The organism is Actinomadura parmotrematis (genome assembly GCF_019458805.1).
Taxonomy (GTDB): domain Bacteria; phylum Actinomycetota; class Actinomycetes; order Streptosporangiales; family Streptosporangiaceae; genus Spirillospora; species Spirillospora parmotrematis.
Genome location: NZ_JAIBOA010000028.1, coordinates 20,352 through 45,747, shown reverse-complemented (window position 1 = coordinate 45,747; position 25,396 = coordinate 20,352). Strand labels below are relative to the sequence as shown.

At 74.3% G+C, this 25,396-nt stretch carries 21 protein-coding genes and 1 riboswitch; of the genes, 16 read left to right on the top strand and 5 right to left on the bottom strand.

From position 1 onward, the window contains the following. Positions 1–114 precede the first annotated feature (114 nt). A complete protein-coding gene (locus K1Y72_RS31505) occupies positions 115–294 on the top strand; it encodes a hypothetical protein (protein WP_220170170.1) in 180 nt (59 codons plus the stop codon). 198 nt (positions 295–492) lie between these two features. Continuing rightward, positions 493–580, top strand: a riboswitch (ZMP/ZTP riboswitch). A 52-nt stretch (positions 581–632) separates the two neighbouring features. Then, positions 633–1,487 carry a bifunctional methylenetetrahydrofolate dehydrogenase/methenyltetrahydrofolate cyclohydrolase gene (locus tag K1Y72_RS31500; RefSeq protein ID WP_220170169.1) on the top strand — a complete coding sequence of 285 codons (855 nt, stop codon included), beginning with the start codon at positions 633–635 and terminating at the stop codon, positions 1,485–1,487. 51 nt (positions 1,488–1,538) lie between these two features. On the opposite strand, the gene K1Y72_RS31495 is transcribed toward K1Y72_RS31500, so the two are convergent. Continuing rightward, positions 1,539–2,282 (bottom strand): FHA domain-containing protein, encoded by a 744-nt coding sequence (locus K1Y72_RS31495; protein ID WP_220170168.1) that lies wholly within the window; start codon positions 2,280–2,282, stop codon positions 1,539–1,541. 288 nt (positions 2,283–2,570) lie between these two features. Here K1Y72_RS31495 and K1Y72_RS31490 point away from each other — a divergent pair, with 288 nt between their 5' ends. Both K1Y72_RS31490 and K1Y72_RS31485 read left to right on the top strand, forming a co-directional pair. Continuing rightward, positions 2,571–2,885 carry a DUF3017 domain-containing protein gene (locus K1Y72_RS31490; RefSeq protein ID WP_220170167.1) on the top strand — a complete coding sequence of 105 codons (315 nt, stop codon included), beginning with the start codon at positions 2,571–2,573 and terminating at the stop codon, positions 2,883–2,885. Positions 2,886–3,019: 134 nt separating this feature from the next. Beyond that, complete coding sequence (locus K1Y72_RS31485) at positions 3,020–4,237, top strand: NADP-dependent isocitrate dehydrogenase (protein ID WP_220170166.1); 1,218 nt, start codon at positions 3,020–3,022, stop codon at positions 4,235–4,237. 71 nt (positions 4,238–4,308) lie between these two features. Here the strand turns inward: K1Y72_RS31485 and K1Y72_RS31480 are convergent, their stop codons facing one another. Continuing rightward, positions 4,309–6,405 (bottom strand): prealbumin-like fold domain-containing protein, encoded by a 2,097-nt coding sequence (locus K1Y72_RS31480; RefSeq protein ID WP_220170165.1) that lies wholly within the window; start codon positions 6,403–6,405, stop codon positions 4,309–4,311. Positions 6,406–6,685: 280 nt separating this feature from the next. Between K1Y72_RS31480 and K1Y72_RS31475 the strand changes: the two genes are divergently transcribed. From K1Y72_RS31475 to K1Y72_RS31455, 5 genes are all read left to right on the top strand, one after another. Further along, a complete protein-coding gene (locus tag K1Y72_RS31475; RefSeq protein ID WP_220170164.1) occupies positions 6,686–7,675 on the top strand; it encodes a malate dehydrogenase in 990 nt (329 codons plus the stop codon). A 138-nt stretch (positions 7,676–7,813) separates the two neighbouring features. After that, on the top strand, positions 7,814–9,586 hold the full coding sequence (locus K1Y72_RS31470; protein ID WP_220170163.1) for an HSP90 family protein: 1,773 nt from the start codon (positions 7,814–7,816) through the stop codon (positions 9,584–9,586). Continuing rightward, the gene (locus K1Y72_RS31465) at positions 9,583–12,216 is read left to right on the top strand and encodes a tetratricopeptide repeat protein (protein ID WP_220170162.1); all 2,634 of its coding nucleotides are present in this window, start codon (positions 9,583–9,585) and stop codon (positions 12,214–12,216) included. Before K1Y72_RS31470 ends, K1Y72_RS31465 begins: the two co-directional genes overlap by 4 nt. A gap of 87 nt (positions 12,217–12,303) precedes the next feature. Continuing rightward, the gene (locus K1Y72_RS31460) at positions 12,304–13,122 is read left to right on the top strand and encodes a COG1361 family protein (protein WP_220170161.1); all 819 of its coding nucleotides are present in this window, start codon (positions 12,304–12,306) and stop codon (positions 13,120–13,122) included. A gap of 40 nt (positions 13,123–13,162) precedes the next feature. Next, on the top strand, positions 13,163–13,681 hold the full coding sequence (locus K1Y72_RS31455; protein ID WP_220170160.1) for an isochorismatase family protein: 519 nt from the start codon (positions 13,163–13,165) through the stop codon (positions 13,679–13,681). 149 nt (positions 13,682–13,830) lie between these two features. On the opposite strand, the gene K1Y72_RS31450 is transcribed toward K1Y72_RS31455, so the two are convergent. Further along, complete coding sequence (locus K1Y72_RS31450; RefSeq protein WP_308287316.1) at positions 13,831–14,937, bottom strand: galactokinase; 1,107 nt, start codon at positions 14,935–14,937, stop codon at positions 13,831–13,833. Further along, positions 14,934–15,887, bottom strand: coding sequence for a UDP-glucose 4-epimerase GalE (galE, locus tag K1Y72_RS31445; protein WP_220170159.1), 954 nt, complete (start codon positions 15,885–15,887; stop codon positions 14,934–14,936). Before galE ends, K1Y72_RS31450 begins: the two co-directional genes overlap by 4 nt. A 77-nt stretch (positions 15,888–15,964) precedes the next feature. Here galE and K1Y72_RS31440 point away from each other — a divergent pair, with 77 nt between their 5' ends. The 4 genes from K1Y72_RS31440 to K1Y72_RS31425 all read left to right on the top strand — a co-directional run bounded on the left by K1Y72_RS31440 (position 15,965) and on the right by K1Y72_RS31425 (position 19,619). Beyond that, a complete protein-coding gene (locus K1Y72_RS31440; RefSeq protein WP_220170158.1) occupies positions 15,965–16,918 on the top strand; it encodes a hemolysin family protein in 954 nt (317 codons plus the stop codon). Positions 16,919–16,936: 18 nt separating this feature from the next. Then, complete coding sequence (gene trpS / locus K1Y72_RS31435) at positions 16,937–17,992, top strand: tryptophan--tRNA ligase (RefSeq protein WP_220170222.1); 1,056 nt, start codon at positions 16,937–16,939, stop codon at positions 17,990–17,992. Further along, positions 17,982–18,539 (top strand): 2'-5' RNA ligase family protein, encoded by a 558-nt coding sequence (locus tag K1Y72_RS31430; protein ID WP_220170157.1) that lies wholly within the window; start codon positions 17,982–17,984, stop codon positions 18,537–18,539. The genes trpS and K1Y72_RS31430 overlap by 11 nt, the downstream gene beginning before the upstream one ends. 63 nt (positions 18,540–18,602) lie before the next feature. Continuing rightward, entirely contained in the window at positions 18,603–19,619 is a 1,017-nt protein-coding gene (locus K1Y72_RS31425) for a YihY/virulence factor BrkB family protein (protein WP_220170156.1), read from the top strand. Positions 19,620–19,628: 9 nt separating this feature from the next. Here K1Y72_RS31425 and K1Y72_RS31420 read toward each other — a convergent pair whose 3' ends face one another. Continuing rightward, a complete protein-coding gene (locus K1Y72_RS31420; RefSeq protein WP_220170155.1) occupies positions 19,629–20,957 on the bottom strand; it encodes a D-alanyl-D-alanine carboxypeptidase family protein in 1,329 nt (442 codons plus the stop codon). Between the two features lie 530 nt (positions 20,958–21,487). Between K1Y72_RS31420 and K1Y72_RS31415 the strand changes: the two genes are divergently transcribed. The 3 genes from K1Y72_RS31415 to K1Y72_RS31405 all read left to right on the top strand — a co-directional run bounded on the left by K1Y72_RS31415 (position 21,488) and on the right by K1Y72_RS31405 (position 25,382). Further along, a complete protein-coding gene (locus K1Y72_RS31415) occupies positions 21,488–22,654 on the top strand; it encodes a glutamate--cysteine ligase (RefSeq protein ID WP_220170154.1) in 1,167 nt (388 codons plus the stop codon). 139 nt (positions 22,655–22,793) lie between these two features. Further along, positions 22,794–24,059, top strand: a complete 1,266-nt coding sequence (locus tag K1Y72_RS31410; protein ID WP_258574262.1) for an amidohydrolase — start codon at positions 22,794–22,796, stop codon at positions 24,057–24,059. Positions 24,060–24,338: 279 nt separating this feature from the next. Then, positions 24,339–25,382: a BMP family lipoprotein gene (locus tag K1Y72_RS31405; RefSeq protein ID WP_308287315.1), complete on the top strand. Its 1,044-nt coding sequence runs from the start codon at positions 24,339–24,341 to the stop codon at positions 25,380–25,382. Positions 25,383–25,396: the final 14 nt, after the last annotated feature.

The following is a 25,396-nucleotide window of genomic DNA, read 5'->3' as shown; positions in this document are numbered from 1 at the left end:
GTTGTGGATGTTTAGCGATCACTGGACCCATCACGCCGATCCGTTGATAGTCTCGGGAAGGTCACAGTCGCTTGATGCTTTTGTGACCTCCGTACAGGTTTATCGGGAGGCTCCATGGACGCCCTGCTGACCTTCTGGGCCGGCTCGATCGTGCAGACCGGCTCGCTGCTGCTGGACGCGCGCCAGATGATCGGCCTGGTCGCGGCCTTCCTCGCGGCGATCATGGCGGCCCAGCTCGGCTGGCACGGCACCGACCGCGTCATCGCCTGGCGCGGCCGCACCGACGAGGACTGACCCCTCCCGCGACCCCCTACCGCACCCCCTGCGGCGCGCCCCGCCGCAGCCGCCCCCCGCATCTCCGGCAGCGTCGCCGGCAGCCACCGCCACACCTCCGGATCCCCGCCCACTTCCAGCAGTCCCTCCGCGTGCTCCGGCGCCGGCGGCTCCAGCCGCACATGCCGGATTCCGGGCGACCACTGGCCGGTTAGCATGGGTGTCTCACGCGACTGGCGCGAAGAAGGTGGACTCGACCACCGGGGAGCGACGCAGGACCGGCCCACCGCGCGCCTGGGTGGCCGGGACCGGCGCCGTGGGCCCGTGCCCCGGCGCTCGACCCGCGCGGAGGTACGCACATGACGGCACAGCTCCTGGACGGCAAGGCCACGGCCGCCGAGATCCGCACCGACCTGAAGGGCCGCGTCGAGGCGCTCCGCGAGCGCGGCGTCGGCGTCGGCCTCGGCACCGTCCTCGTCGGCGACGACCCCGGCAGCCACGCCTACGTCAACATGAAGCACCGCGACTGCGCCGAGGTCGGCATCGAGAGCCTGCGCTACGACCTGCCCGCGGACGCCTCGCAGGACGAGGTGGAGCGCGCCGTCGCCGAGCTGAACGGCAACCCCGCCTGCACCGGCTACATCGTGCAGCTCCCGCTGCCGAAGGGCCTCGACGAGCAGCGCGTGCTGGAGCGCATCGACCCCGCCAAGGACGCCGACGGCCTGCACCCGACCAACCTCGGCCGGCTCGTCCTCATGCAGCCCGGCCCGCTGCCCTGCACGCCGAAGGGCATCGTGGAGCTGCTCCGCCGCTTCGACGTGCCGGTCGCGGGCGCCGAGGTCACCGTCGTCGGCCGCGGCATCACCGTCGGCCGCTCGCTCGGCCTGCTGCTCACCCGCCGCACCGAGAACGCGACCGTCACGCTCTGCCACACCGGCACCCGCAACCTCGCCGCGCACACCCGCAAGGCCGACATCGTCGTCGCGGCGGCCGGCGTGCCCGGCCTCATCACCGCCGGCATGGTGAAGCCCGGCGCGGCCGTGCTGGACGTCGGCGTCTCCCGCGTCGACGGCAAGCTCGCCGGCGACGTCGCCGCCGACGTCCGCGAGGTCGCCGGCTGGGTCGCCCCGAACCCCGGCGGCGTCGGCCCCATGACGCGCGCCATGCTGCTCGCCAACGTCGTCGAGGCCGCCGAGGCGAGCGCCCGCGCCTAGCCCGCGCGGAAGCCCCGCGCCGCGGGCTGCGGCGCGGGGCCTCCGCCCTGCTCAGCTGGCCCGGCGGCCCGCCGCGGTGGCCGGGCGGCCCGGCCCGGTCAGGTGCCCGGGACCGTTCCCGGGACCGTGCGCGGCGCCCGGCGGTCCCGGACGGCGGACGCCGCCCGGCCCCGGCTGGCCCTCCATCGGCGGCCGGGTCTGCTGGGGCACGTGCACCGGCGGCAGCGGGCGCACCAGCCCCATCGCGATCACTTCGTTGGCGAGCCGGGTGCGCCGGTTGGCGCCCTCGGGGATGCGGAACTTCTGGTAGAGCCGCAGCAGGTGCTGCTTGACGGCGGCCTCGGTGACCACCAGGTCGCCGGCGATCTCCCGGGCGGTCGCCGGCGCGACGAACGCCTCGTCCGAGAGGGCGGGCCGGCAGAGCGAGGTCAGCACGTCGACCTCGCGGCGGGTGAGCTCGGGAGCCACGGCGCGCCGCAGCTCGACGTCGGGGTCGACCTCCTCGCGGGGGATGCCCCCCATCCGGCAGCGCGCCGTGCCGAAGCTCACGACGTCACCGTCCTCCAGGACGCGGCGCGCGATCGGCCGGCCGTTGACACGTGTCCCGTTGCGGGACAGCCCCATGTCGACGACGTAGACGTACGGGCCGCGCCGAATGATCTCTGCGTGCAAACGGGACACACTCGGGTCGTCGAGACGGACGTCGACTCCTCGTCCGCGTCCGACCGTCGTGACGTCGGGGCGCAGCGGCACCACCAGCCCGCTGTCCTCGATCCGCATGAACGGCCCCTCCACGGCAGTCCTCCCAGCTAGTTAGCGACCCCTGTCTGCCGGGTTACCCGGCCGCCCCACCGTCACACCCTCCTACTGGCGAGTAGGCCAGATGGCGCAAGGGCTCCCGCGCCCCGCCGCGCCCGTCCCGCACCCCTTGTCCCACCTCGTCCCGGGGCCATGTCCGTCAAGGGGTGGAATGTCGCGTCTCATCTGCTGGACGCCCGGCGGCGGCGCGGCGGGCCGTCCGATGTCGTGACCGGACGCCTTTCCCACTACCGTGGAAGGGGACGAAGCGAGCGGAGCGTGGGCATGAGCACCGAGCTGCACCGGCGACGGCGCCGGGCACCCCGAAGCAAGGGCGCGGCGCCGCACTGGCTCGGGCGGCTGCCCTACCTGATCGTGCTCGCCGGCGTCGGCGGCGGCCTCGCGCTCTGCGCGCTCGACTACTTCCGCAAGGGCTCGGGCCTGATGGCCGCCGCCGTGCTGTTCGGCGCGCTGGCCCGGCTCGTCCTGCCGCCCAGCCAGATCGGCATGCTGGAGACCCGCAAGCGCTGGCTGGACGTCACGATGATGGCGGTCTTCGCCTTCGCCATCGCCGGGGTCGCCTACGTGGTGCCCCATTAGCGGTTGAACGGGCGGTACGCCCCTATGGGTACGTATTCGTAGGGCGAGGTCTAGACCTCCGGCCTCGCTCGGATAGCCTCCCCAGTGAGCCTTACAAGGACTGCTGGCCGGTGTAGGAAAGGGACAGCATCACCATGCCCAAGATCAAGGTAGCCGCCCCCGTCGTCGAACTCGACGGGGACGAGATGACGCGGATCATCTGGAAGTTCATCAAGGACCAGTTGATCCTGCCCTACCTGGACGTCGACCTGAAGTACTACGACCTCGGGATCGAGTACCGCGACGAGACCGACGACCAGGTCACCATCGACGCCGCGAACGCCATCAAGCAGTACGGCGTCGGCGTCAAGTGCGCGACGATCACCCCCGACGAGGCGCGCGTCGAGGAGTTCGGCCTCAAGAAGATGTGGCGTTCCCCCAATGGAACGATCCGCAACATCCTGGGCGGCGTGATCTTCCGCGAGCCCATCGTGGTGCGGAACGTGCCGCGGCTCGTTCCGGGCTGGACCAAGCCCATCATCATCGGCCGCCACGCCCACGGCGACCAGTACAAGGCCACCGACTTCGTCGTGCCGGGCCCGGGCAAGGTGACGATCACCTACACCCCGGAGAACGGCGACGAGCCGATGGAGTTCGAGGTCGCGAACTTCCCGGGCGGCGGCGTCGCCATGGGCATGTACAACTACGACGACTCGATCCGCGACTTCGCCCGCACCTCCATGCGCTACGCGCTGGAGCGGGAGATGCCGCTGTACCTGTCGACCAAGAACACCATCCTCAAGGCCTACGACGGCCGGTTCAAGGACCTCTTCCAGGAGGTCTTCGACGCCGAGTTCAAGGCCGACTTCGACGCCAAGGGCCTCACCTACGAGCACCGGCTGATCGACGACATGGTCGCGGCGGCGCTGAAGTGGGAGGGCGGCTTCGTCTGGGCCGCCAAGAACTACGACGGCGACGTGCAGTCCGACACCCTCGCGCAGGGCTTCGGCTCGCTCGGCCTGATGACCTCGGTCCTCATGACGCCGGACGGCAGGACGCTGGAGGCCGAGGCCGCGCACGGCACGGTCACCCGCCACTACCGCCAGCACCAGCAGGGCAAGGCCACCTCCACCAACCCGATCGCGTCCATCTTCGCCTGGACGCGGGGCCTGGAGCACCGCGGCAAGCTCGACAACACCCCCGAGGTCATCGGCTTCGCGCGGGCGCTGGAGCAGGTCTGCGTGGAGACCGTCGAGGCCGGCCAGATGACCAAGGACCTGGCCCTGATCGTCGGCGGCGACACCCCGTGGCTGACCACGGAGCAGTTCCTGGAGGCGCTGGACACCAACCTCCAGAAGAAGGTCGGCGCCTGACGCGCCCGCCCCTTCGCGCCGAAGGCCGCCCCGGTGATCCCGGGGCGGCCTTCGCCGTTATGGTCCCGCCGCTACTTGGTGCGGCGCTTCACCTTGTAGGTGTCGATGAACCGGACGGTGGCCGACTTCGTCCCGCCGGCCTTGACGGTGACCGTGCGCCCCCTGGCCTTGGCGCCCCCGCCGACCTGGTGCCGGACGGTGACGGAGGCGGGGCCGCGCGCGCCGTCGGCGGTCTCGCGGACGGTGCAACTCGCCTCCCTCGGCAGGACGAGCGGCTTCCGCAGGCGGACGAGGCCGTCACGGCCGGGCTCGACGGTGTAGGAGGCGGTCTGCCCGTCCGAGCAGCGCACCTTGATCTTCACCGGGCCGGTGCGGACGCCCCGCGGGTCCTCGATCAGCTTCTCGACGCGCAGCTTCCCCCACGGCGTGAACCTGTCGGTGAACCGGCAGGTGTGGTTCGGCTGCGCGGCGGTGAGGTCGACGGTGGCGGTCGCGTCGCCGACGGGCTGCGTCCTGCCGTCGCAGGTGATCGAGGTCAGCTCCCAGCGGCCGGCCGCGTCGTCGTGGTGCAGCTCGGTGATGAAGTAGCGGCCGAGCGGCAGCCGGTCCTTGGAGGTCGACGCGGGATTGCGGCCGGGTGCGGTGGTGACGCTGCGGAAGTCCGGCCCGACCTCGCGGGAGGTGGCGGCCTCGCCGGTCGGGATCAGCCCGCGGGACTGGAAGTCGGCCCGCCCGTAACCTCCGACGGTGAGCTTCTCGACGGTGATCTTCCCGGTGGGGTGGAAGGTGTTGGTGAACAGGCAGTTCACCGGGGTGTCGGCCAGGTCCACCTTGTAGTCGACGCGGGTGGCGCGCCGGGCGGCGCGGGCGGTCCGGGCGCGGGTGGGCGCGGCCTTGGCGACCTTGCGCGTCGCGGACACGCACTCGACGCCGTCCGCCGTCCAGTAGCCGTGCTCGGTGGCGTCCGGGAGCGTCTCGTGCAGGGTGTAGACGCCGGCCTCGGCGTCCTCGACGCGGCCGGCGAGCTCGGGCCGGCCGAGGACCTGGGTGGACAGGGAGCCGAGGTCGGTGGTCGTGCCGCCGGGGCGGTCCACGGTGAAGGCGAACGGGCCGCCGACGGCGCCGTAGGTGCGCTTGAACACCGAGATGCCGGTGCTGAACACGCGCCGGTCGGTGTAGGTGCAGGTGACGGTGTCCTCGCCGGCGAGGGTGACGGCGGCGTGCGCGCCGCTGATCTCGACGCGGCTCTCATCGGTCGCCGAGTCGCAGGTCAGCGAGGCCAGCTCCCAGCCGTCGGGGATGTCCTCGGTGAACTCCCAGGGGTCGTCCTGCGGGCGGGTCTCGCCGCGGTCGAAGGTCATCGAGCCGGGAGCGCCGGGCGCGGCGTCCTCGTCGAAGGCGCCGCCGGGGTTGTAGGAGACGTTGCCGTGGAAGTGGAAGCGGTGGGTCTGGGCGCCGCCGCCCTCCACCTGCTTCCGCACGATGATCTTGCCGGCGGTGGGCGGCGGGGTGACGGCGTAGTAGTAGCAGAAGATGTGGCTGTAGCCGGACGGGAAGCGCGCCGTCTCGACGTTGTCGCCGTTGAGGTTGTCGACCGAGCAGCGCAGCGCGCCGAACCCGTAGGTGCCGCGGCCGAAGGCGGCGTCCATCAGCGGGTCGGAGACGTAGCCGCCCTGCACCCAGAGGTTGCCGTTCTGCGCGAGCTTCTGCTGCTGGGAGTTCAGGGTGACGGTGACGGCGGCCTGGACGCTCTTCCCGGTCGGGTTGCCGTCCTTGTCGAGCCAGGGCGTGGACGCCTTGGTGACGGGCGTGCGCCCGGCGGAGCCGGTGACGGTGCTGAGCGGGTCGGAGGCGGTGTAGTTGCCGCCCCACTCGAAGCCCCAGCCGACGAGCGGCCGGCAGTTCGGGTCGTTGGGCTCCTCGATCGACGGGTCGATCGGCTGGCCGCTCGTGTAGACGCTGTTCTTGCCGAGATCGCGGAGCGACTCCTGGATGTTGTTGCGGGCCAGGTTGGCCATGATGTCGGTGTACTCGTCGCACTGGCGGGCGACCAGGGTGACCTTCAACTCGTCGGCGCGGGGCTGCGGCGCCTCCGCCCGCGCGGGTGCTGAGGCGAGCCCGAGCAGCAGGGCCGCGCTCGTCAGCAGGCAGGTGAACGTTCTCGGCATGCCGGGGAGCGTGCCCGCGGGCGGGGGCGGGGCCGCCCGGCCTGCCGAATCATGATCGAGAAATGATGATCTTGCGGGGGGATGCTCGCCGGGCGCCCGGCGGGACGCGGCGGGCCGGGCGCGCGATAACCTGAGGGACGGAGTATCTCGACGCCGAGAGATCCGGGCGCGGCGGTCCGGGGCGATCGGCCCCGGGAGCACCGCCCGTCCACACGCCGCACACACGCGACGGCGAGGCCGACCGAGCCCCGTCGGGTCACCGCAGGAGATGAAACAGGCAATGACGCGCACCCCAGTCAACGTCACCGTCACCGGCGCCGCGGGCCAGATCGGCTACGCGCTGCTGTTCCGCATCGCGTCCGGCCAGCTCCTCGGCGCGGACGTCCCGGTCCGCCTCCGGCTGCTGGAGATCCCGCAGGCCGTGAAGGCCGCCGAGGGCACCGCGATGGAGCTGGAGGACGCCGCGTTCCCGCTGCTGTCCGGCATCGACATCTTCGACGACGCCGCGCGGGCGTTCGACGGCGCCAACGTCGCGCTGCTCGTCGGCGCCCGCCCCCGCACCAAGGGCATGGAGCGCGGCGACCTGCTGGAGGCCAACGGCGGCATCTTCAAGCCGCAGGGCGAGGCGATCAACGCCGGCGCCGCCGACGACATCAAGGTGCTGGTGGTCGGCAACCCGGCCAACACCAACGCCCTGATCGCCCAGCAGCACGCGCCGGACGTCCCGGCGGCCCGCTTCACCGCGATGACCCGCCTGGACCACAACCGCGCCCTCGCGCAGCTGTCCAAGAAGGCCGGCGTCTCCGTGTCCGAGATCAGGAAGCTGACGATCTGGGGCAACCACTCGGCGACCCAGTACCCCGACATCTTCCGCGCCGAGATCGCCGGCAAGTCCGCCGCCGAGACGGTGAACGACCAGGCGTGGCTGGAGGACGACTTCATCCCGACCGTCGCCAAGCGCGGCGCCGCGATCATCGAGGCGCGCGGCGCGTCCTCGGCCGCCTCGGCCGCCTCGGCCGCGATCGACCACGTGCACACCTGGGTCAACGGCACCGCCGAGGGCGACTGGACGTCCATGGCGGTCGTGTCCGACGGCTCCTACGGCGTGCCGGAGGGCCTCATCTCCTCCTTCCCGGTCACCACCTCCGGCGGCGAGTGGTCGATCGTGCAGGGCCTGGAGATCGACGACTTCTCCCGCGCGCGCATCGACGCCTCGGTCGGCGAGCTGGCGGAGGAGCGCGACGCCGTCCGCAAGCTCGGCCTCATCTGACGCACCCCCGCGAAAGCCCCGGACGCCCGCGCGCCCGGGGCTTTCCGCTCGATCGCGCCGGAAAATCGGGGCGGCTCTGTCGGCCCCCCTCGATAGGCTGCCCCTCGTACCGGCAGGTACGGGACGAGGGGGACGGGCGTGGCGGAGCGGGCATTCCAGGTCGATCTGCGGGGGGTGGTGGACCTCCTCAGCCGGCATCTGTACTCCAGTCCCCGCGTCTACCTGCGCGAGCTGCTGCAGAACGCGGTCGACGCGATCACCGCGCGCGGCGCCGGCGGCGGGCGGGTGCGGATCGAGACGGGCGGCGGCGCCCTCCGCGTCCACGACGACGGCGTCGGCCTCACCGAGGACGAGGTCCACGCGCTGCTCGCCACGATCGGCCGCTCGTCCAAGCGCGACGAGCTCGGCTTCGCCCGGCACGACTTCCTCGGCCAGTTCGGCATCGGCCTGCTGTCGGGCTTCCTCGTCGCCGACGAGATCGAGGTGGTGACGCGGTCGGCCAAGGGCGGCCCGGCGGTCCGCTGGACGGGCCTCGCCGGCGGCAGCTACCGCGTCGAGCCCGGCGAGCGCGCCGAGCCCGGCACGACGGTGACGCTGCGCGCCCGGCCGGGCTCCGGCGAGCTGCTCGCCCCGGACGTCGTCCGCGAGCTCGCCGCGACCTACGGCGGCCTGCTGCCGATCGACCTCACCGTGGACGGCGCCCCCGTCACCGCCGGCGGCCCGCCCTGGCTCGCCGCCCACCGCGACCCGGCCGCGCGGCGCCGCGCCCTCGACGCCTACTGCCGCGACCTGTACGGGTTCGAGCCGTTCGACGTCATCGACCTCGACGTCCCCGAGGCGGGCCTCACCGGCGTCGCGTTCGTCCTGCCGCGGCCCGTCGCGCCGAGCGCGCGCGGCGCGCACCGCGTCTACCTCAAGCGGATGCTGCTCGCCGAGGGCGTCGAGGGGCTGCTGCCCGGCTGGGCGTTCTTCGTGCGCTGCGTCGTCGACGCCACCGAGCTGAAGCCCACCGCGAGCCGCGAGGCGCTCTACGAGGACGAGCTGCTCGACGCCACCCGCGACGCGCTCGGCGACCGGCTCCGCCAGTGGCTCGTCCGCCTCGCCGAGACCGACCCGGCCCGGCTGCGCGGCTTCCTGCGGCTGCACCGGCTCGGCGTCAAGGCGATGGCGCTGCACGACGACGACATGCTGCGCCTCGTCGACCGCTGGCTGGAGTTCGAGACCTCCGCCGGGCCGATGACGCTCGCCGAGTTCCGCCGCCGCCACCCCGGCACCGCCCGCTACGCGGCGAGCGTCGAGGAGTTCCGGCGGCTCGCGGCGGTCGCGGGCGCGCAGGGCGTCGGCGTCGTCAACGGCGGCTACGTCCACGACACCGAGATCATCGAGCGGCTGCCGGCGATCGACCCCGGCATCGCCGTCCGCCGCCTCGACCCGGCCGAGCTGACCACCGCGTTCGGCGTCGTCGACCCGGCCGCCGAGCTCGCGCTGCGGCCGTTCCTCGCCGCCGCGCAGCGCGCCGTCGACCACCTCGGCTGCGAGGTCGTCGTCCGCGACTTCGACCCCGCCTCGCTGCCCGCCCTCTACCTGACCAGCCGCGCCGCCGAGCACCAGGCCGAGGTCGCCGAGGCCCGCGAGGCCGCCGACGAGCTGTTCGGCGGGCTGCTGGACGCGCTGCACTCGGCGGTCCGCGCCGATCGCCCGCAGCTCGTCCTCAACCACCGCAACCCGCTGACCCGCCGGATCACCGCGCTCGCCGAGGACGGCCTCGTCGAGCTGGCCGTGCAGGGCCTGTACGGGCAGGCGCTGCTGCTCGGCCACCACCCGCTGCGCCCGGCCGACACGGCCGTGCTGAACCGCTCGTTCCTCGGCCTGCTGGAGTGGGCCGTGCACACCCCGGAGGACGGCCGATGAGCGACGTGCACGACCTGATGCAGCGGGCCTACGAGCTGCCCTACGGCGAGCCCCGCACCGTCCTCGTCGAGGAGGCGCTGCGCCGCGCTGAGGGCGGCGACCGCGCGCTGGCGTTCCGCGTCCGGATGGAGCTCGGCACCGCCTACGAGTTCGGCGGCGAGCCCATGAAGCTGTTCACCACCTTCACCCGTGCGCTCGCCGACTTCGACGCCGCGCCCGCCGAGGTGGGCGAGGGCGCCGAGCACCAGCTCCTCTGGCAGTTCAAGTGGATCGTGTCGTCGCTCACCCAGTTCCCCGAGGTGCCGCTCGACCGCACCCTCGCCGTCCTGGACGACATGGAGCGCCGCTACCGCCAAGGCGGGCACAGCCTGCACGCCCTGTACGGGCGGCGCGCCCGCGTCGCCAAGCACCTCGGCGACGCGGCGGCGGCCGACCGCTGGTTCGGGCTGTGGCAGGCGGCGCCGCGCGACGACCTGTCGGACTGCGCGGGCTGCGACCCGTCCGGCAAGGCCGCCCACCTGTACTGGCGCGGCCGCTACGACGAGGCGCTCGCCGTCGCCGGGCCGGTGCTGCTGGAGGAGCTGAACTGCACCGAGCAGCCGGGCGGGATCCTCACCACCCTGCTGCCGCTGTACGCGCGCACCGGCCGCTGGGACGAGGCCCGCACCGCGCACCTGCGCGCCTACCGGCAGTACCGCACGCAGCTCGCGCGGCTCGGCGACATCGGCGCCCACCTGGAGTTCTGCGCGCGGACCGGCAACGAGGCGCGCGGCCTGGAGATCCTCCAGCGGCACCTGGAGTGGCTCGACCGCGCGCCGAGCCCGTCGGCGGCGATGGACTTCGCCGCCCCCGCCGCCCTGCTGCTCGGCCGCGTCGACCCGGCCGCCGAGCTCGTGCGGCGCCCCGGCGAGCCGACGACGGCGGGCGCGCTGCGTACCGAGCTCGCCGGCCTCGCCACCTCCCTGGCCGCCCGCTTCGACGCCCGCAACGGCACGTCCCGGCAGGGCGACATCGTCCGCGAGACCCTCGCCGCCGAACCCTGGACCGACCACCTGCCGCTCACCGGCGGCCCGCGCCGCCGCCCGCCCGCGCCCGCCCCGGCGCCCGCGCCCGTCCCGCCGGGCGTCGACACCCTGGACGCCGCCCTCGACCTCGCCGAGGAGCACCGCAAGGCCGAGGCGATGGACGCCGCCCACGCCGCCTGGCGCCGCTACGACGAGCTCGTCGCGGCGGGCGCCGAGCCGACCGTCCTCCAGCGCGCCCGGCGCCTGGAGGGCACCGGCGCCGCGCACCAGGGCGCGGGCGACTTCGCCGAGGCGGCGGGCGCCTGGTCGGAGGGCGCCGCGCTGTACGAGACGCTCGGCAAGGCCGAGGACGCCGCCACGCTGCGCAACCTCGCCGCGACGATGCGCGCCCTGGCGGGCGACGCGGGCGCCGAGGGCGACGTCCGGGAGACGCTCGCGTGGATGGAGGCCCACGGCACCGAACCGCGCCGCGCCGCGATGGCCCGCGTTCGCCTGGCGATGCTGCTGCTGGAGGGCGGGCGGGGCGCCGAGGCCCTCGCCGTCCTGGACGTGCCGCCCGCCACCGACGACGCTGCCGTGCGCTCCCGGCACCTCATGCTGCGCGCCCAGGCGCACCTCGACGCGGGCGACGTCGAGGAGGCCGCCGGAGCGCTGCGCGCGGCCCGCGAGACGGCGGCCGGCACGGTCCCGGACGTCGCGGCGCAGGCCCCGTTCATCCTCGCGCAGATCCTCGCGCAGACCGACGAGAACGCCCTGGACGAGGCCGCCGCGCTGCTCGGCGAGGCCCTTGAGCACGCGCCCCCGGGCGGGCCGATGGCGGCCACCGCGCACCGCTACCGCGGCGAGCTGCTGCTCCGCCTGGAGCGCCCGGCGGACGCCGCGCCCGACCTCGCCGAGGCCGTCGCGGCCTTCACCGCCCTGGGCCAGGCCGAGGACGCCGCCTGCGTCCGCATCGACCTCGCCGCCGCCCACCACATGACGGGCCGCCACCTGGAGGCCGCCGAGCTCGCCGAGGAGGCGCAGCTCGGGCCGCTCGAACCCGGCGACGACCTGCGCGCCCGGCTCATCGCCGCGAACGCGCAGGAGAAGCTCGGCGAGCCCGGCGCCGCCGACGCCTTCACCGAGCTCGCCGCCCTGGAGGAGCACCCCCTCGGCAAGGGCCACCACCTGCGGCACGCCGGCGAGATCCTCACCGGCGCCGACAAGGACGACGCCGCCGCCGAGCGCTTCACCGAGGCCGCCCGCTGGTTCAGCGAGGGCGGCGACCCCTTCGCCGCCGTCGACGCCCTGCGCCGCGGCGCGATGTGCCGCTGGTGGAGCGGGCGCCCCGACGAGGCCCGCGCCCAGATGCGGGACGCCCGCGCCGCCCTCGCCGGCCTGCCGCCCGACGCCGGGCCCGCCCTCGCCTGGCACACCGCCCTCATCGACTACGACGAGGCGCGGCTCCTCCTCGACGACGACCGCGCGGCGGCGATCGGGAACCTGCACCGCGCGGTCGCCGGTTTCGCGTCCATCGACGAGAAGGACGCGGCGTCCCAGGCCCGCGCCCTCCTCGACGACCTCACCGACACGCCGCACGGGAGCGACGGCGCCGACCCCTCGTAGTCGATAGAATTCCCTGCGTACACGGGCTTTCGCGGTGCGGCGCGTCCCTTCGGGGGCGCGCCGCCGTCGTTCGGGGTGGATGTCACCATGCGGGTTCTGGCCGTCAGCGGCGCTGCCGTCACCATGCTGCTCGCCTCCGGCGCGCAGGCCGGCGCGGTCCCGGGCGCGGACCTCGGCGTCGCCGTCAGCGGCCCCGCCCGCGCGGCGGCGGGCGCCCCGATGACCTACGCGATGACGGTGTGGAACACCGGCCCCGTCGCGTCCCGCGCCGTCGCGGCGACCTTCGCGCTCCCGCGCGGCTTCGCCGTGATCGGCCTGGACGCGCCGTCCTGCACCGACCGGAGCCGCGCCGTCCGCTGCACCTTCCGCGACCTCGCGGCGGGCGCCGCCCGCACCGTCCGCCTCCAGGGCGTCATCGCACCCGAGGCCCGCGGCCCGCTGCACGCCTCGGCGCGCGTCCGGTCGGCGACGGCCGACCCGTCGCGCGACAACGACACCGCGGCCGTGACGACCCCGCTGACGCCCGGCACCGACATGGCCGTCCGGCTCACCACCCCCCGCCGCACCGCCGCCCGCGGCGCCCGCACGCCGCTCACCGCCGTCGTCGCCAACCGCGGCGGCGCGACGGCCCGGCGCGTCACCCTGTACCTGGGCGCGCACGGCGCCCACCTGCTGACCAGCCCCGCCGACCGCTGCGCCGCCACCCGCGCGAGCGGCCGCGACCAGTACCTGCGCTGCGACCTCGGCACCCTGACGCCCGGCACGTCCCGCACCGTCCGCACCGCCACCCAGACCGGCGGCGGCGCCCAGCGCTTCGCCGCGAGCGTCACGAGCGCGGCGGGCGAGACCGCCCCCGCCGACAACACCGCCACCGCCCACCTCACCTCCGGCCCGCGCACCCGCTGACGGGCCCCCGCGCCGCGATCGGGCGCGTACGGTGGCGGGCATGGCCTCCCTTGATCATCAGAAGACCGCATTGGTACTCGTGGACCTCCAGGTGCGGATCGCGGCGCGGCCGCTGTTCCCGCGTGCGGGCGCCGAGGTCGTGGCGACGGCGAAGCGGCTCGCGCGCGGGTTCCGGGCGGCGGGCGCGGCCGTCGTCCTCGTGCAGGCGCACCGGCCCGGAGTGGACGAGCAGCCGCTCGACAGCGAGCTGGAGGCCGGGCTCTGGGAGCACGGCGATCTGGTGTTCACCAAGCACACCGTCGGCGGCTTCCACGACGGCGCCCTGCACGCGCTGCTCCAGGAGTACGGGATCGGGACGCTCGTGTTCGGCGGCATCGCCACCAACCTGGGCGTCGAGTCCACCGCGCGGGCCGCGAGCGACCACGGCTACGGCCTGCTGTTCGTCGAGGACGCCATGGCCGCCCTCAGCGCCCCCGAGCACGAGGCCGCCGTCACCCTCGACCTGCCGCGCTTCGGCGAGGTCGTCACCGCCGACGAGGCCCTCGCCCGCCTCGCCTGACCGTCCCGTCCGCCGGCCGCGTCCGTCCGTCCGGCCCGTCCGTTCGAGCGGTGACCCCCGGTCGTCGAAAGTTGAGATGCGGCGTGTTGGGCACTTTGGAGATCGAAAGTGGCCAACACGCCGCAAGTCGACGGGGGGTGACCGGGGGGTCAGGGGATGGGGTGGGCGGCTGTTGAAGGGGTGCCGTCCAGGAAGACGGGTGGGGGCCAGGAACGGCGGGTGTAGGTGGCCTTGACGGCGTCGCGGACGGTCGGGAGGCGGTCGGCGGCGGCGAGGACCAGGACGCAGCCGCCCGATCCCGGGCCGATCAGCCGGCCGCCTCGTGCGCCCGCGCGGACGGCGGCGTCCAGGGCGGCGTCGGCCTCCGGCCAGGACGCGCCGCAGGAGTCGCGCAGCGACATCTGCGACGCCGTCAGCATCGCGCCGAGCTCGGCGACGGCGCCCGCCCGCAGGAGGCCCGCCGCCGCCTCCACCCGGTGGTGCTCGGTGACGGCGTGCTGGACGGCGCCGCGCAGTGCCGGGTCGGGCAGGGCGGCGAGCGCGGCGGGCAGGTCCGTCACCTCGCGGGGTGACGCCAGGCCCAGCGAGGCCAGGGCCTTCGCGAGCGTCGCGGCGCGGGCGGCGGCGGCGTCCCGGCCGGGGGAGACCCCCGTTCCGATCACCAGCAGCGCGAGGCCCGCCCCGGCCGCGTCGAAGGGGAGGCGGCCGGTGAGGCCGCTCCGGGCGTCGTGCAGCAGGACGTGCCCCGGCTCGGCGCGCGACGGGACCGGGCCGAGGGCCGGGGCGACGTCGTACAGGTCGCAGACGGCCGATGCCAGCGCCGCCCGGAGGGCGCGGGCGGCGCCCAGCCCCGCGCGAGGGAGGATCTCGGAGTCCAGCAGCAGCGACGCCCCGCCCGCGTCGAGGGCGCGCAGCGATTCCGCCAGGCCCGCGGCCCAGGAGGGCGCGTCCCCGCCGGGCAGGAGGACGGGGGCCGCGTCCGCGGCTTGGAGCGAGCGCACCTCCAGGACGCCGTCGTCGCGGCGTGCCGCCGCCGCGCAGGCCCCGAAGGGCAGCGCGAACAGCAGCGACAGCCCATCCCCGGGCGCCTCCAGCAGCGCCGCCTCGGCGGGCGCGCGCCAGACGGCCTCGGGCGGCCGCTGGTACGCCTCGGTGAACGCGGCGGCGAGCGTCTCGGCCGACACCGGCCCCGGGACCGTCCAGGCGGCCCGGGGCGGCGCCGGGGTCCGGCGCCGCCGCCGCAGGAGGGGGCTCACCGGCCCTGGAGGAAGGACCAGGCGTCGGTGACCATGGTCGTGAGGTCGCGCTCGGGCTTCCAGCCGAGCGCCGACTCGATCTTGGCGGAGGAGGCGACCAGCACCGCCGGGTCGCCGGGGCGCCGCGGGCTCACCGTCGCGGGGATCGGATGCCCGGTGACCGCCCGGCACACCTCGACGACCTCGCGCACCGAGTAGCCGGTGCCGCTGCCCAGGTTGAAGATCTGGTGGGTGCCGGGCGCGGTCGCCTCCAGCGCCAGCAGGTGCGCGGCGCCGAGGTCGACGACGTGCACGTAGTCGCGGATACAGGTGCCGTCGGGCGTCGGGTAGTCGTCGCCGAACAGGTGGACGGCGTCGCGCTCGCCGAGCGCGACCTTCAGCACGTTCGGGATCAGGTGCGTCTCCACGGCGTGCCGCTCGCCCTGCGCGCCGCGCGCCCCCGCCACGTTGAAGTAGCGCAGCGACACCGCGCCGAGGCCGTACAGCCGCGCCCACTCGGCGAGCGCGGTGTCGATGGCGAGCTTGGACGCGCCGTAGGGGTTGGTCGGCCGCGTCGGCGCGGTCTCCAGGATCGGGGTGGACTCCGGCTCGCCGTAGGTGGCGGCGGTGGAGGAGAACACCAGGCGCGGCACCGACGCGCGCCGCATCGCGTCGAGCAGCGCCAGCGACTCGCCGAGGTTCTTGTCCCAGTACAGGCCCGGCTTCTCCACCGACTCGCCGACCAGCGACTTCGCGGCGAAGTGCAGCACCGCGTCGAATCCGGCGCCGTCCAGGGTCGCGAACGCGGCGTCGCGCAGCGTGCCGCGGACCAGGGCCGCGCCCGCGGGGACGGCGTCCTCGTGGCCGGTCGACAGGTCGTCGAGGACGACCACCTCGTGGCCGGCCTCCAGCAGCAGGGCCGAGACCACGCTGCCGATGTAGCCGGCGCCTCCGGTGACGAGCAGCTTCACGCGCGGACCTCCGAAAGTCAGGATGGGAGCGGACGGCGCCCAGGCTACCGACCGGGGCATGCGGGAGGGGTCGAGGAATGAGAGCGGTGCGGCTGCTGGCCCGGCTGGCCGTCCGGCTCGGCGCGGGCGACCCCGAGGAGCCGAGCGCCGAGCGGATGCGCGCGCTCGTCGCGGCGAGCACCCGCCTGACCAGCGAGGAGCGCGCCCTCACCGCCCGCGTGTTCGCGGCCGGCGACCGGCCGCTCCGCGAGGTGCTGGTGCCGCGCACCGAGGTCGAGTTCCTGGACGCCGCGCTGCCGGTCGCGGCCGCCGCCCGGGTGGCGGCGCGCAGCCCGCACTCGCGGTTCCCGGTCTGCCGCGGCTCGCACGACGAGGTGATCGGCTTCGTGCACATCCGGGACCTGCTGGTGCCGGGCGCCGCGGACCCGGCGGCGCCGGTCGGCGCGCTCGTCCGGCCGGTGAAGTTCCTGCCGCCGTGGCAGCGGGTGCTGGCGGTGCTGTCGGAGATGCGCCGCGAGGCGTGCCACCTCGCGGTGGTGCTGGACGAGTACGGCGGCACCGCCGGGATCGTCACGCTGGAGGATCTGGTCGAGGAGCTCATCGGGGACATCCGGGACGAATATGATGTGCGGGACGGACAGGCACGGCGTCTGCGCGATGGGGTGGTCGAGGTCGACGGTCTGCTGAACCTCGACGACTTCGCCGCCGAGACCGGGATCAGGCTGCCCGCCGGGCCCTACGAGACCGTCGCCGGGCACATCATGGCCGCGCTCGGCCGTGTCCCGTCCGAGGGCGACGCCGTCCAGGCCGGCGGCCGCCGCCTCGCCGTCGCCCGCATGGAGGGCCGCCGCGTCGCCCGCGTCCGCGTCACGCCCCCCGTGCCCCAGCCCGCGCCGCAGGCCGCGCCCCGCGCGGCCCGGCGGGCCTTTCCCGGTCCGAACACCCTCGGTCGCGGGGGCGTCACAGCAGGGGAGGGCGCCCCCGGGACGGGCGCCCCCGCCACCGGCGACGCCGCCCCGGACGGGGCCTGAGAGAATCGAGGCGTGCACATGCCTGAAGCGCCCACCACCGAAGCCGCCGCCACGCCCCGCGTGTTCTCCGGCATCCAGCCCACCGCGGACTCCTTCCACCTGGGCAACTACCTGGGCGCGCTGCGGCAGTGGGTGGCGCTCCAGGAGACGCACGAGGCGTTCTACTGCGTCGTGGACCTGCACGCGATCACCGTCGAGCACGACCCGGCCGCGCTGCGGCGCCGCACCCGCGTGTCGGCCGCGCAGCTCCTCGCGATGGGCCTGGACCAGGACCGTTCCACGCTGTTCGTGCAGAGCCACGTCCCCGAGCACACCGAGCTCGCCTGGGTGCTCGGCTGCATCACCGGCTTCGGCGAGGCCGGCCGGATGACGCAGTTCAAGGACAAGGCCGCCAAGCAGGGCACCGCCGGCGCCAGCGTCGGCCTGTTCACCTACCCGATCCTGCAGGCCGCCGACATCCTGCTGTACACGCCCGAGCCGCGCGCGGGCGCCGTCCTGCAGGTCCCGGTCGGCGAGGACCAGCGCCAGCACCTGGAGCTCACCCGCGACCTCGCGGGCCGCTTCAACCACCGGTTCGGCACGACGTTCGTGGCGCCCGAGGCCTACATCCCGGAGAACGCCGCCAAGATCACCGACCTGCAGGAGCCGGGCGCCAAGATGAGCAAGTCGGCGTCCTCCCCGCAGGGGATCATCGACGTGCTGGAGGAGCCCGGCCCGATGCGCAAGAAGATCATGCGCGCGGTCACCGACACCGGCACCGAGGTCCGCTACGACGAGGAGGGCAAGGCCGGCGTCACCAACCTCATGCGGATCTACGCGGCCCTCGACGGCACGTCCTACGGCGACATCGAGAAGCGCTACGAGGGCGCCGGGTACGGCCAGTTCAAGAAGGACCTCGCCGCGCTCGTCGTGGACACCTTCGAGCCGATCCGCGAGCGCACCCGCGAGCTGCTCGCCGACGAGGACGCCCTCGACCGGCTGCTCGCGCAGGGGGCGGAGCGGGCCGGCGCGGTCGCCCGCCGCAACATGGAGATCGTGCGCGAGCGGGTGGGATTCGTGGGACGTGGTCGCTGACACGGCCTCGCCGGCCGCCGGCACGCGCACGATCGGGGTCGCCGTGCCGATCCCCGAGCCGTACGGCGGCTGGCTCCAGCGCACCCGGGAGGCGCTCGGCGACCCGCTGGCGCGGGCCATCCCGACGCACGTCACGCTGCTGCCGCCGACCGACGTCCCGGCCGGCGACCTCGGCTGCGTCGAGGACCACCTGCGGTCGGTGGCCGCCGGCCAGCGCGGCTTCCGGATCCGGCTGCGCGGCACCGGGACGTTCCGCCCGGTGTCGCCGGTCGTGTTCGTCGCCCTCGCCGACGGCGCCGGCGGCTGCGAGCGGCTCCAGGCGGCGGTGATGTCGGGGCCGCTCGCCCGCGCCCTGACCTTCCCGTACCACCCGCACGTCACCATCGCCCACCACCTGCCCGACGAGGTCATGGACCGGGCGGTCAAGGAGCTCGCCGACTTCCGGGCCGAGTTCGAGGTGCGGCGGTTCGCGCTGTACGAGCACGGCGCCGACGGCGTCTGGCGGCCGCGCCGCGACTTCGTCCTCGGCGCCGGCGGGGGCCGCTGAAACGCGACCCGATCGACCGGCGCGGCGCCGCATCGACCGTCCGCGGCGGGGTACTTTCCGTACATGCCGCAGGTGGTCAGCACGGTCCAGCGCTCCATCGAGCGGGTCACCGACGCGATCAAGGCCGTGCTGCGGGCCGCCCGCGCCCGCTGGCCCTGGTTCGACCACTGGGGCCGCGCCTACGAGCGCTACCAGGACCGCCGCGGCGACCGCCTCGCCGCCGCCCTCACCTCCTACGGCTTCCTGTCGTTCTTCCCGCTGCTCGCGCTCGCCTACTCGCTGCTCGGCTACCTCGTCGGGATCAGCGACGAGGCCCGCGGCTACTTCATCGAGGCGATCGACTCGATCCTGCCGGGCCTGTCGGCGCCGCTGCAGGTCGACCGGATCGTGCAGTCCAAGACGACCGCCGGCGTCATCGGCCTCGTCGGCCTGCTGCTCACCGGCCTCGGCTGGGTCGCGACGCTGCGCGAGTCGCTCCGCACCATCTGGGGCAAGGAGCCGCAGGCCGAGGGCAACTTCGTGCTGCTGAAGATCTACGACGTGTCGGTGCTGCTGTTCCTCGGCGCGATCCTGATGGCGAGCGTCGCGGTGTCGAGCCTGGCGAGCCAGGCCACCCACACCGTCCTCGGCTGGCTCGGGCTGGAGGACGTCACCGGCGCCGGGACGGTGCTCTGGCTGCTGTCGATGGGCGTCGCGGTCGCCTTCGACACGCTGATCTTCCTGACGCTGTTCTCCCGGCTGAGCGGCACCCGGGCGCCGTGGCGGCGCATCCTGAAGGGCGCGCTGTTCGGCGGCGTCGGGTTCGAGGCGCTGAAGCAGGTCGCCACGCTGCTCCTCGCCCGCACCACCAGCAACCCCGTCTACGCCTCGTTCGCGGTGCTCGTCGGGCTGATGGTGTGGATCAACATCGTGTCGCGGTTCGTGCTCTGGACGGCCGCCTGGACCGCCACCCGCAGCGCCATCCTCCGCGCCGACGGCACCAGGGACGCCGCGGCGGACGCCGACTGCGCGGACGAGGCCGTCCGGGAGATCACGGGCCTGACCGCGGAGCGGCGCGACGGCGCCGCCGCCGCGTCCTGACCGGCACCGTCACTCGTCGCGGCTCGCCGCGCCCTGCGGGTCGTGCTGGTCGTAGGACGCGTCCGGGTCGTCGTCGGGCGCCGGGGCGGGCGGCGGCGGGGAGGCCGCCGGGCGGCCCGGCCGCGCGGCGGCGGGCGGCGTGTGGCGGCGGCGCCACAGCACCAGGATCAGCACCGAGATCGCCAGCAGGACGCCGACGGTGCCGCCGCCGACCAGCCACCGGCTCGCCGTGCCGTCCTTGTTCAGCGGGCTGCCCGGCAGCAGGTTCCTGGTGCCCTTGCCGCCCGGTCCGGTGTCCTTCTTGGCGGCCGGGTCGCCGGGCGCGACGAGCGTCCCGACCGGCTTCACCTTGCCGCGCGCCGCGAAGCCCCAGTCCAGCAGCTTGGCCGCGTACGGCGACGGCGGGACGTCGGCGCGCATCAGCGCGATGATGATGGTGTGGCCGCCGCGCTTCGCGGCCGCCACGAACGTCTGGTGCGCGGCGATCGTGTAGCCGTTCTTCCCGCCGATCATGCCCGGGTAGGACGCGGCCTCGCCCGGCAGCATGTGGTTGTGGGTGTGGATCGGGTAGCCGCCCTGCTGGTGCTTCTTGCGCTGCTTCTTGGTCGGCGGCGCCGGGAAGTGGTGGTCGATCGTCTGCACGTACTTGAGGTAGTCGGGGTTCTTCAGCCCCTCGCGCAGGATCAGCGCCAGGTCGTACGACGAGGTGTGCTGGGTCCGGACGGTCAGCTTCATGTCGACGTCGAGGCCGTTCGGGGACGCGGCCAGGGTGTCGCGGGCGTTGATCCGGCGGGCCTCGGCGTTCATGTCGGCGATGGTCTTCGCCATGCCGCCGTCGGCCTCGGCGAGCGTCACCGCCGCGTCGTTGGCCGACATCATCATCAGCGCCATGAACAGGTCGGACACCTTGTACTGCATCTTGGTCGTCATGCCGACCTTGGTGCCCTCGACGTCGACCGCCGCCTGCGAGGGCCGGACCAGGCGGTTCGGGTCGAGCTTCGGCACGAGGGCGAGCGCCGTCAGCGTCTTCAGCGTGCTCGCCGGCAGGTACTGCCCGTGCGGGTCCTTGGCGGCCAGCACGTCGCCGGTGTCCATGTCGGCGATGAGGTACGACGACGCGTTGATCTTCGGGGGCGCCTTCACCCCGGGCGCGCCGTTCACGACGACGCCCCTGCCGCCGAGCTGCGCCCCGCCCACGGGGTCGCCGGCGGCGTGCTGGGACGCGGCCCGCCGGGCGGCGGCGGGCGGCGCCGCGAGCGCGGGCGTGGCGGGCAGGACGGACGCCGCCGCGACGAGCGGCGCGGCGAGCGCCGCGGCGCTGCGTGTGAGAGCGTGCATGGTTCCCCGAAAGCGTAGGCGACCTGTCAGGGAAACCGTACCGATGGCCCGTATCGCGGTTCTATCGGTCGAGACCTCCCGTGCGGCGGCGGGTCCGGATCGCGTCGGCGCCCGCCGCGCTGGCTATCTGCCCCGGCGATATGACAACGACACGCCCGCCCCCGTCAAGGGCGCTCCCGCCTTGCGCAATGGCGCCCGCGGACCGGGACGGCCCGGTCGAACCGGAGATGGCGGACCCTTCGGACCTCCGTTTCGCTGCGGCGGGGGTCGCCGGGGTGCTAGTCATTTCGGGTGACCGCGGGCGCGTCCCGGGGGGCCGGAATCGGTGACCCGTTGTGATCGTTAGCGGTCAGTGCGAGTCAAATGACCCGCGCGGGGCATGCAAAGCCGCAGCGTGGCGGGCGGCGGGCGGCAGAATGGAGGGGCCGGGGCGGTGCCCGGCCCGGTGTTCGCCCAGGCAGCGGACGCGCGGGCCGGATCGCCCCACGCGCCGCGCGTCGGCCTGGGAGGATTGTGGACGGAGGTTGGCCGTGGCCATTGACTTCACGCCGTCGCGCGGCGCGACCCTCGGCATCGAGTGGGAGCTCCAGCTCATCGACGAGCGCACCCGGCACCTGCGGCAGGACGCCCGCGAGGTGCTGGCCGCGCTGCCCTCCCTCGGCGAGGGGGGCGCGGAGCCGCGCATCCACGCCGAGCTGATGGAGTCCATGGTCGAGGTCGTCACCGGCATCGACCACACCGTCGGCGAGGCCAAGGACGACCTCGCCGCGACGCTCGCCGAGCTGCGCGCGGCCGCCGCCGCCCGCGGCACCACCCTCGCCTGCCTCGGCACCCACCCGATCAGCGACTGGCGGGACGCGGTGATGGCGCCGGTGCAGCGCTACGCCGACCTCATCGAGCAGATGCAGTGGCTCGCCCGCCGCATCCAGACCTTCGGCGTGCACGTGCACGTCGGGGTGACCGGCGCGGACCGGGCGATCCCGATCGTCAACGCGCTGTCGGCCTACCTGCCGCACTTCCTCGCGCTGACCGCCTCCAGCCCGTACTGGAGCGGCGGCGACACCGGCCTCGCGTCGAGCCGCGCGGTCGTGTTCGGGCAGCTCCCGACGGCCGGGCCGCCGCACTCGCTGGACGACTGGCCGGCGTTCGAGGAGTACATGGAGACCCTGCTGCGGGCCGGCACCATCCGCAGCATCAAGGAGGTGTGGTGGGACATCCGCCCGCACCCGGACTTCGGCACCGTCGAGATCCGGATGTTCGACGGGATCCCCACCATGCGCGAGGTCGGCATGGCGGCGGCGCTCTGCCAGAGCCTCGTCGCCCTGTTCGAGCAGCAGCTGGACCGCGGCTACACCCTGCCGCGGCCGGCCGCCTGGGTGGTGCGCGACAACAAGTGGCGCGCCACCCGCTACGGGCTCGACGCCATCGTCATCACCGACGACAGCGGGCGGACCGCGCCGCTGCGCGACGCGGTGTACGAGCTGGTGCGGGAGCTGGAGCCGGTCGCGGGCCGCCTCGGCTGCGCCGAGGAGCTCAAGGTGGCCGGGGAGGTCCTGGAGCAGGGGGCGCCCTACGAGCGGCAGCGCGCCATCCGCGCGGCCGGCGGCACCCTGGAGCACGTCGTCGACGCGGCGATCATCGAGCTGGCCGAGGACCGCTTCGTCACCTTCGGGGAGGTCGTCCGTGGCGAGCACTGAGGAGCCCGCCGATCCGGCGGGACACCGCGAGGGGCCGCCGCGGCGCGGCGGCCCGCGCAACGAAGAGACCACCGGGCGGACGCCTCCGGGCGCCGCCCTCGCGCAGGGGGCGCATATGACCCATCGAGCACCCGGGGTGATGCCCGGCGCCGCACCGACGACGAGCGCTCCGGACGCCGCGCTGCAACCGCAGCTCGACGCGTTCCTGGCCCGCCACGAGCAGCGGCTCGTCGCGTTCCGCCGCGACCTGCACGCCCACCCCGAGCTCGGCTACGCCGAGTACCGCACCACCGGGCGGATCGCGGACGCGCTGGTCGCGGCCGGCCTGAAGCCGCAGGTGCTGCCCGGCGGCACCGGCCTGTTCTGCGACATCGGCCCCGAGGACGGCTACACCGTCGCGCTGCGCGCCGACATCGACGCGCTGCCCCTCCAGGACGAGAAGGAGGGCGTGGCGTACCGGTCGACGGTGCCGGGCGTCGCGCACGCCTGCGGCCACGACGTGCACACCGCCATGGTGCTCGGCGCCGGCCTGTTCCTCGCCCAGCAGGCCGAGGCGGGGCTGCTGCCCGGCCGCGTCCGGCTGCTGTTCCAGCCCGCCGAGGAGACGCCCGGCGGCGCCCTCGACGTGATCGCCGCCGGCGGCGTCGTCGGCGTCGACCGCGCGTTCGCGCTGCACTGCGACCCGCGCGCCGAGGTCGGCCAGCTCGGCCTGCGGACCGGCGCGATCACCGCGGCCTGCGACAAGGTGTACGTGCGGGTGACCGGGCCCGGCGGGCACACCGCCCGCCCGCACCTGACCGCCGACCTCGTCTACGCCCTCGCCAAGATCGTCACCGAGCTGCCGGCGGCGCTGTCGCGGCGCGTCGACCCGCGGTCCAGCCTGTCGCTCGTGTGGGGCCGGGTGTCGGCCGGGTCGGTCGCCAACGCCATCCCCGACGACGGCATCGCCGAGGGCACCGTCCGCTGCCTGGACGACGAGGCGTGGCACAAGGCGCCCGAGATGGTCGAGGCGCTGCTCCAGTCGGTCGCCTCGGCCTACGACGTGGAGGCGACGCTGGAGTACCGGCGGGGCGTCCCGCCGACCGTCAACGAGGCGACGAGCGTGCAGATGTTCCGCGACGCCGCCGCGCTCGTCCTCGGCGAGGACGGCGCGATCCCGACGCCGCAGAGCCTCGGCGGCGAGGACTTCGGCTGGTACCTGGAGTCGGTGCCTGGCGCCCTGGCGCGCCTCGGCGTGAGCACGCCCGGGTCGGGCGCCGACTACGACCTGCACCGCGGCGACTTCGACGTCGACGAGGCGTGCATCGCCGTCGGCGTCCGCGTCCTCACCGCGACCGCGCTCACCGCCCTGTGGGACGGCAACCGCCCCGGCGGCGACCCCGTCGAGGCGACGCCGCTCGCCTGACCGGGCCCGCCGGCCGGGGGCGAGATCCCGGTCACATTCCGGGCCGGCGCGCGCGGGCGCGCCGGCCCGGCCGCCAGGGGGCGTTCCGCCGCGCCCGGCGGCGTTCCCCGCACCCCTGTGACCTGTGGCGATAAGCGTACGCGTTGGTAACGGACGCATTGCGAATCGGTGCACGGCGACCGTTTTACTCTTTTCAGGATGTACGTTCCGATCGATTCCAGCGGCCACGATGACGGCCGCATGCCTGCAGGGGGCTGGGGAACCGAAGGGAGCGCTCTCGTGCGCCGTGCACTCAAGATCTCGCTCGTCACCGTGACGGGCGCCGCGCTGACGCTCAGCGCTTCCGCCTGCGGCGGCAAGAAGGCCGACAGCGGCGACGGCGGCGACACCAAGAAGACCATCAAGGTCGGTCTCGCCTACGACATCGGCGGCCGCGGCGACAAGTCGTTCAACGACGCCGCCTACGAGGGCCTCCAGCAGGCCAAGAAGACCCTGAACGTCGACGTCAAGGACCTCGAGGCCACCAAGGGCGAGTCCGACAACGACAAGCAGCAGCGGCTGGACCTGCTGGCGAGCTCGGGCTACAACCCCGTCGTCGCGGTCGGCTTCGCCTACGCCGGCCCGCTCGGCAAGGTCGCCGCCAAGTACCCGAACACCAAGTTCGCGATCGTCGACGACAGCTCGGTCAAGGCCGCCAACGTCACGAACCTGCTCTTCGCCGCCAACCAGGGCTCCTACCTGGTCGGCGCCGCCGCCGCGCTGAAGTCCAAGTCCGGCACGGTCGGGTTCCTCGGCGGCGTGGACACCCCGCTGATCAAGTCGTTCGAGGCCGGCTACACCGCGGGCGCCAAGAAGGCCAACCCGAAGATCAAGGTCGACGTCAAGTACATCTCGCGCGGCACCGACTTCTCCGGGTTCTCCGACCCGGCGAAGGGCAAGACGATCGCCGAGGGCCAGTACGACGCCGGCGCCGACGTGATCTACCACGCCGCCGGCGCGTCCGGCAACGGCCTGTTCGACGCCGCGATCGAGAAGAAGAAGTTCGCGATCGGCGTGGACTCCGACCAGTACCTCACCGCCAAGCCCGCCGCGCAGCCCTACATCGTCACCTCGATGCTGAAGCGCGTGGACACCGCGGTGTTCAACTTCGTCGAGGACGCCAGCAAGGGCACCACCAAGGCCGGCGAGCAGACCTTCGACCTGAAGAACGACGGCATCGGCTACGCGGTGTCCAACCCCGAGGCGATCAAGGACGTCCAGGCGAAGCTGGACGAGCTGAAGAAGCAGATCATCGACGGCACCATCACGGTGCCGAACAGCTGATCCCCGCGATCGCG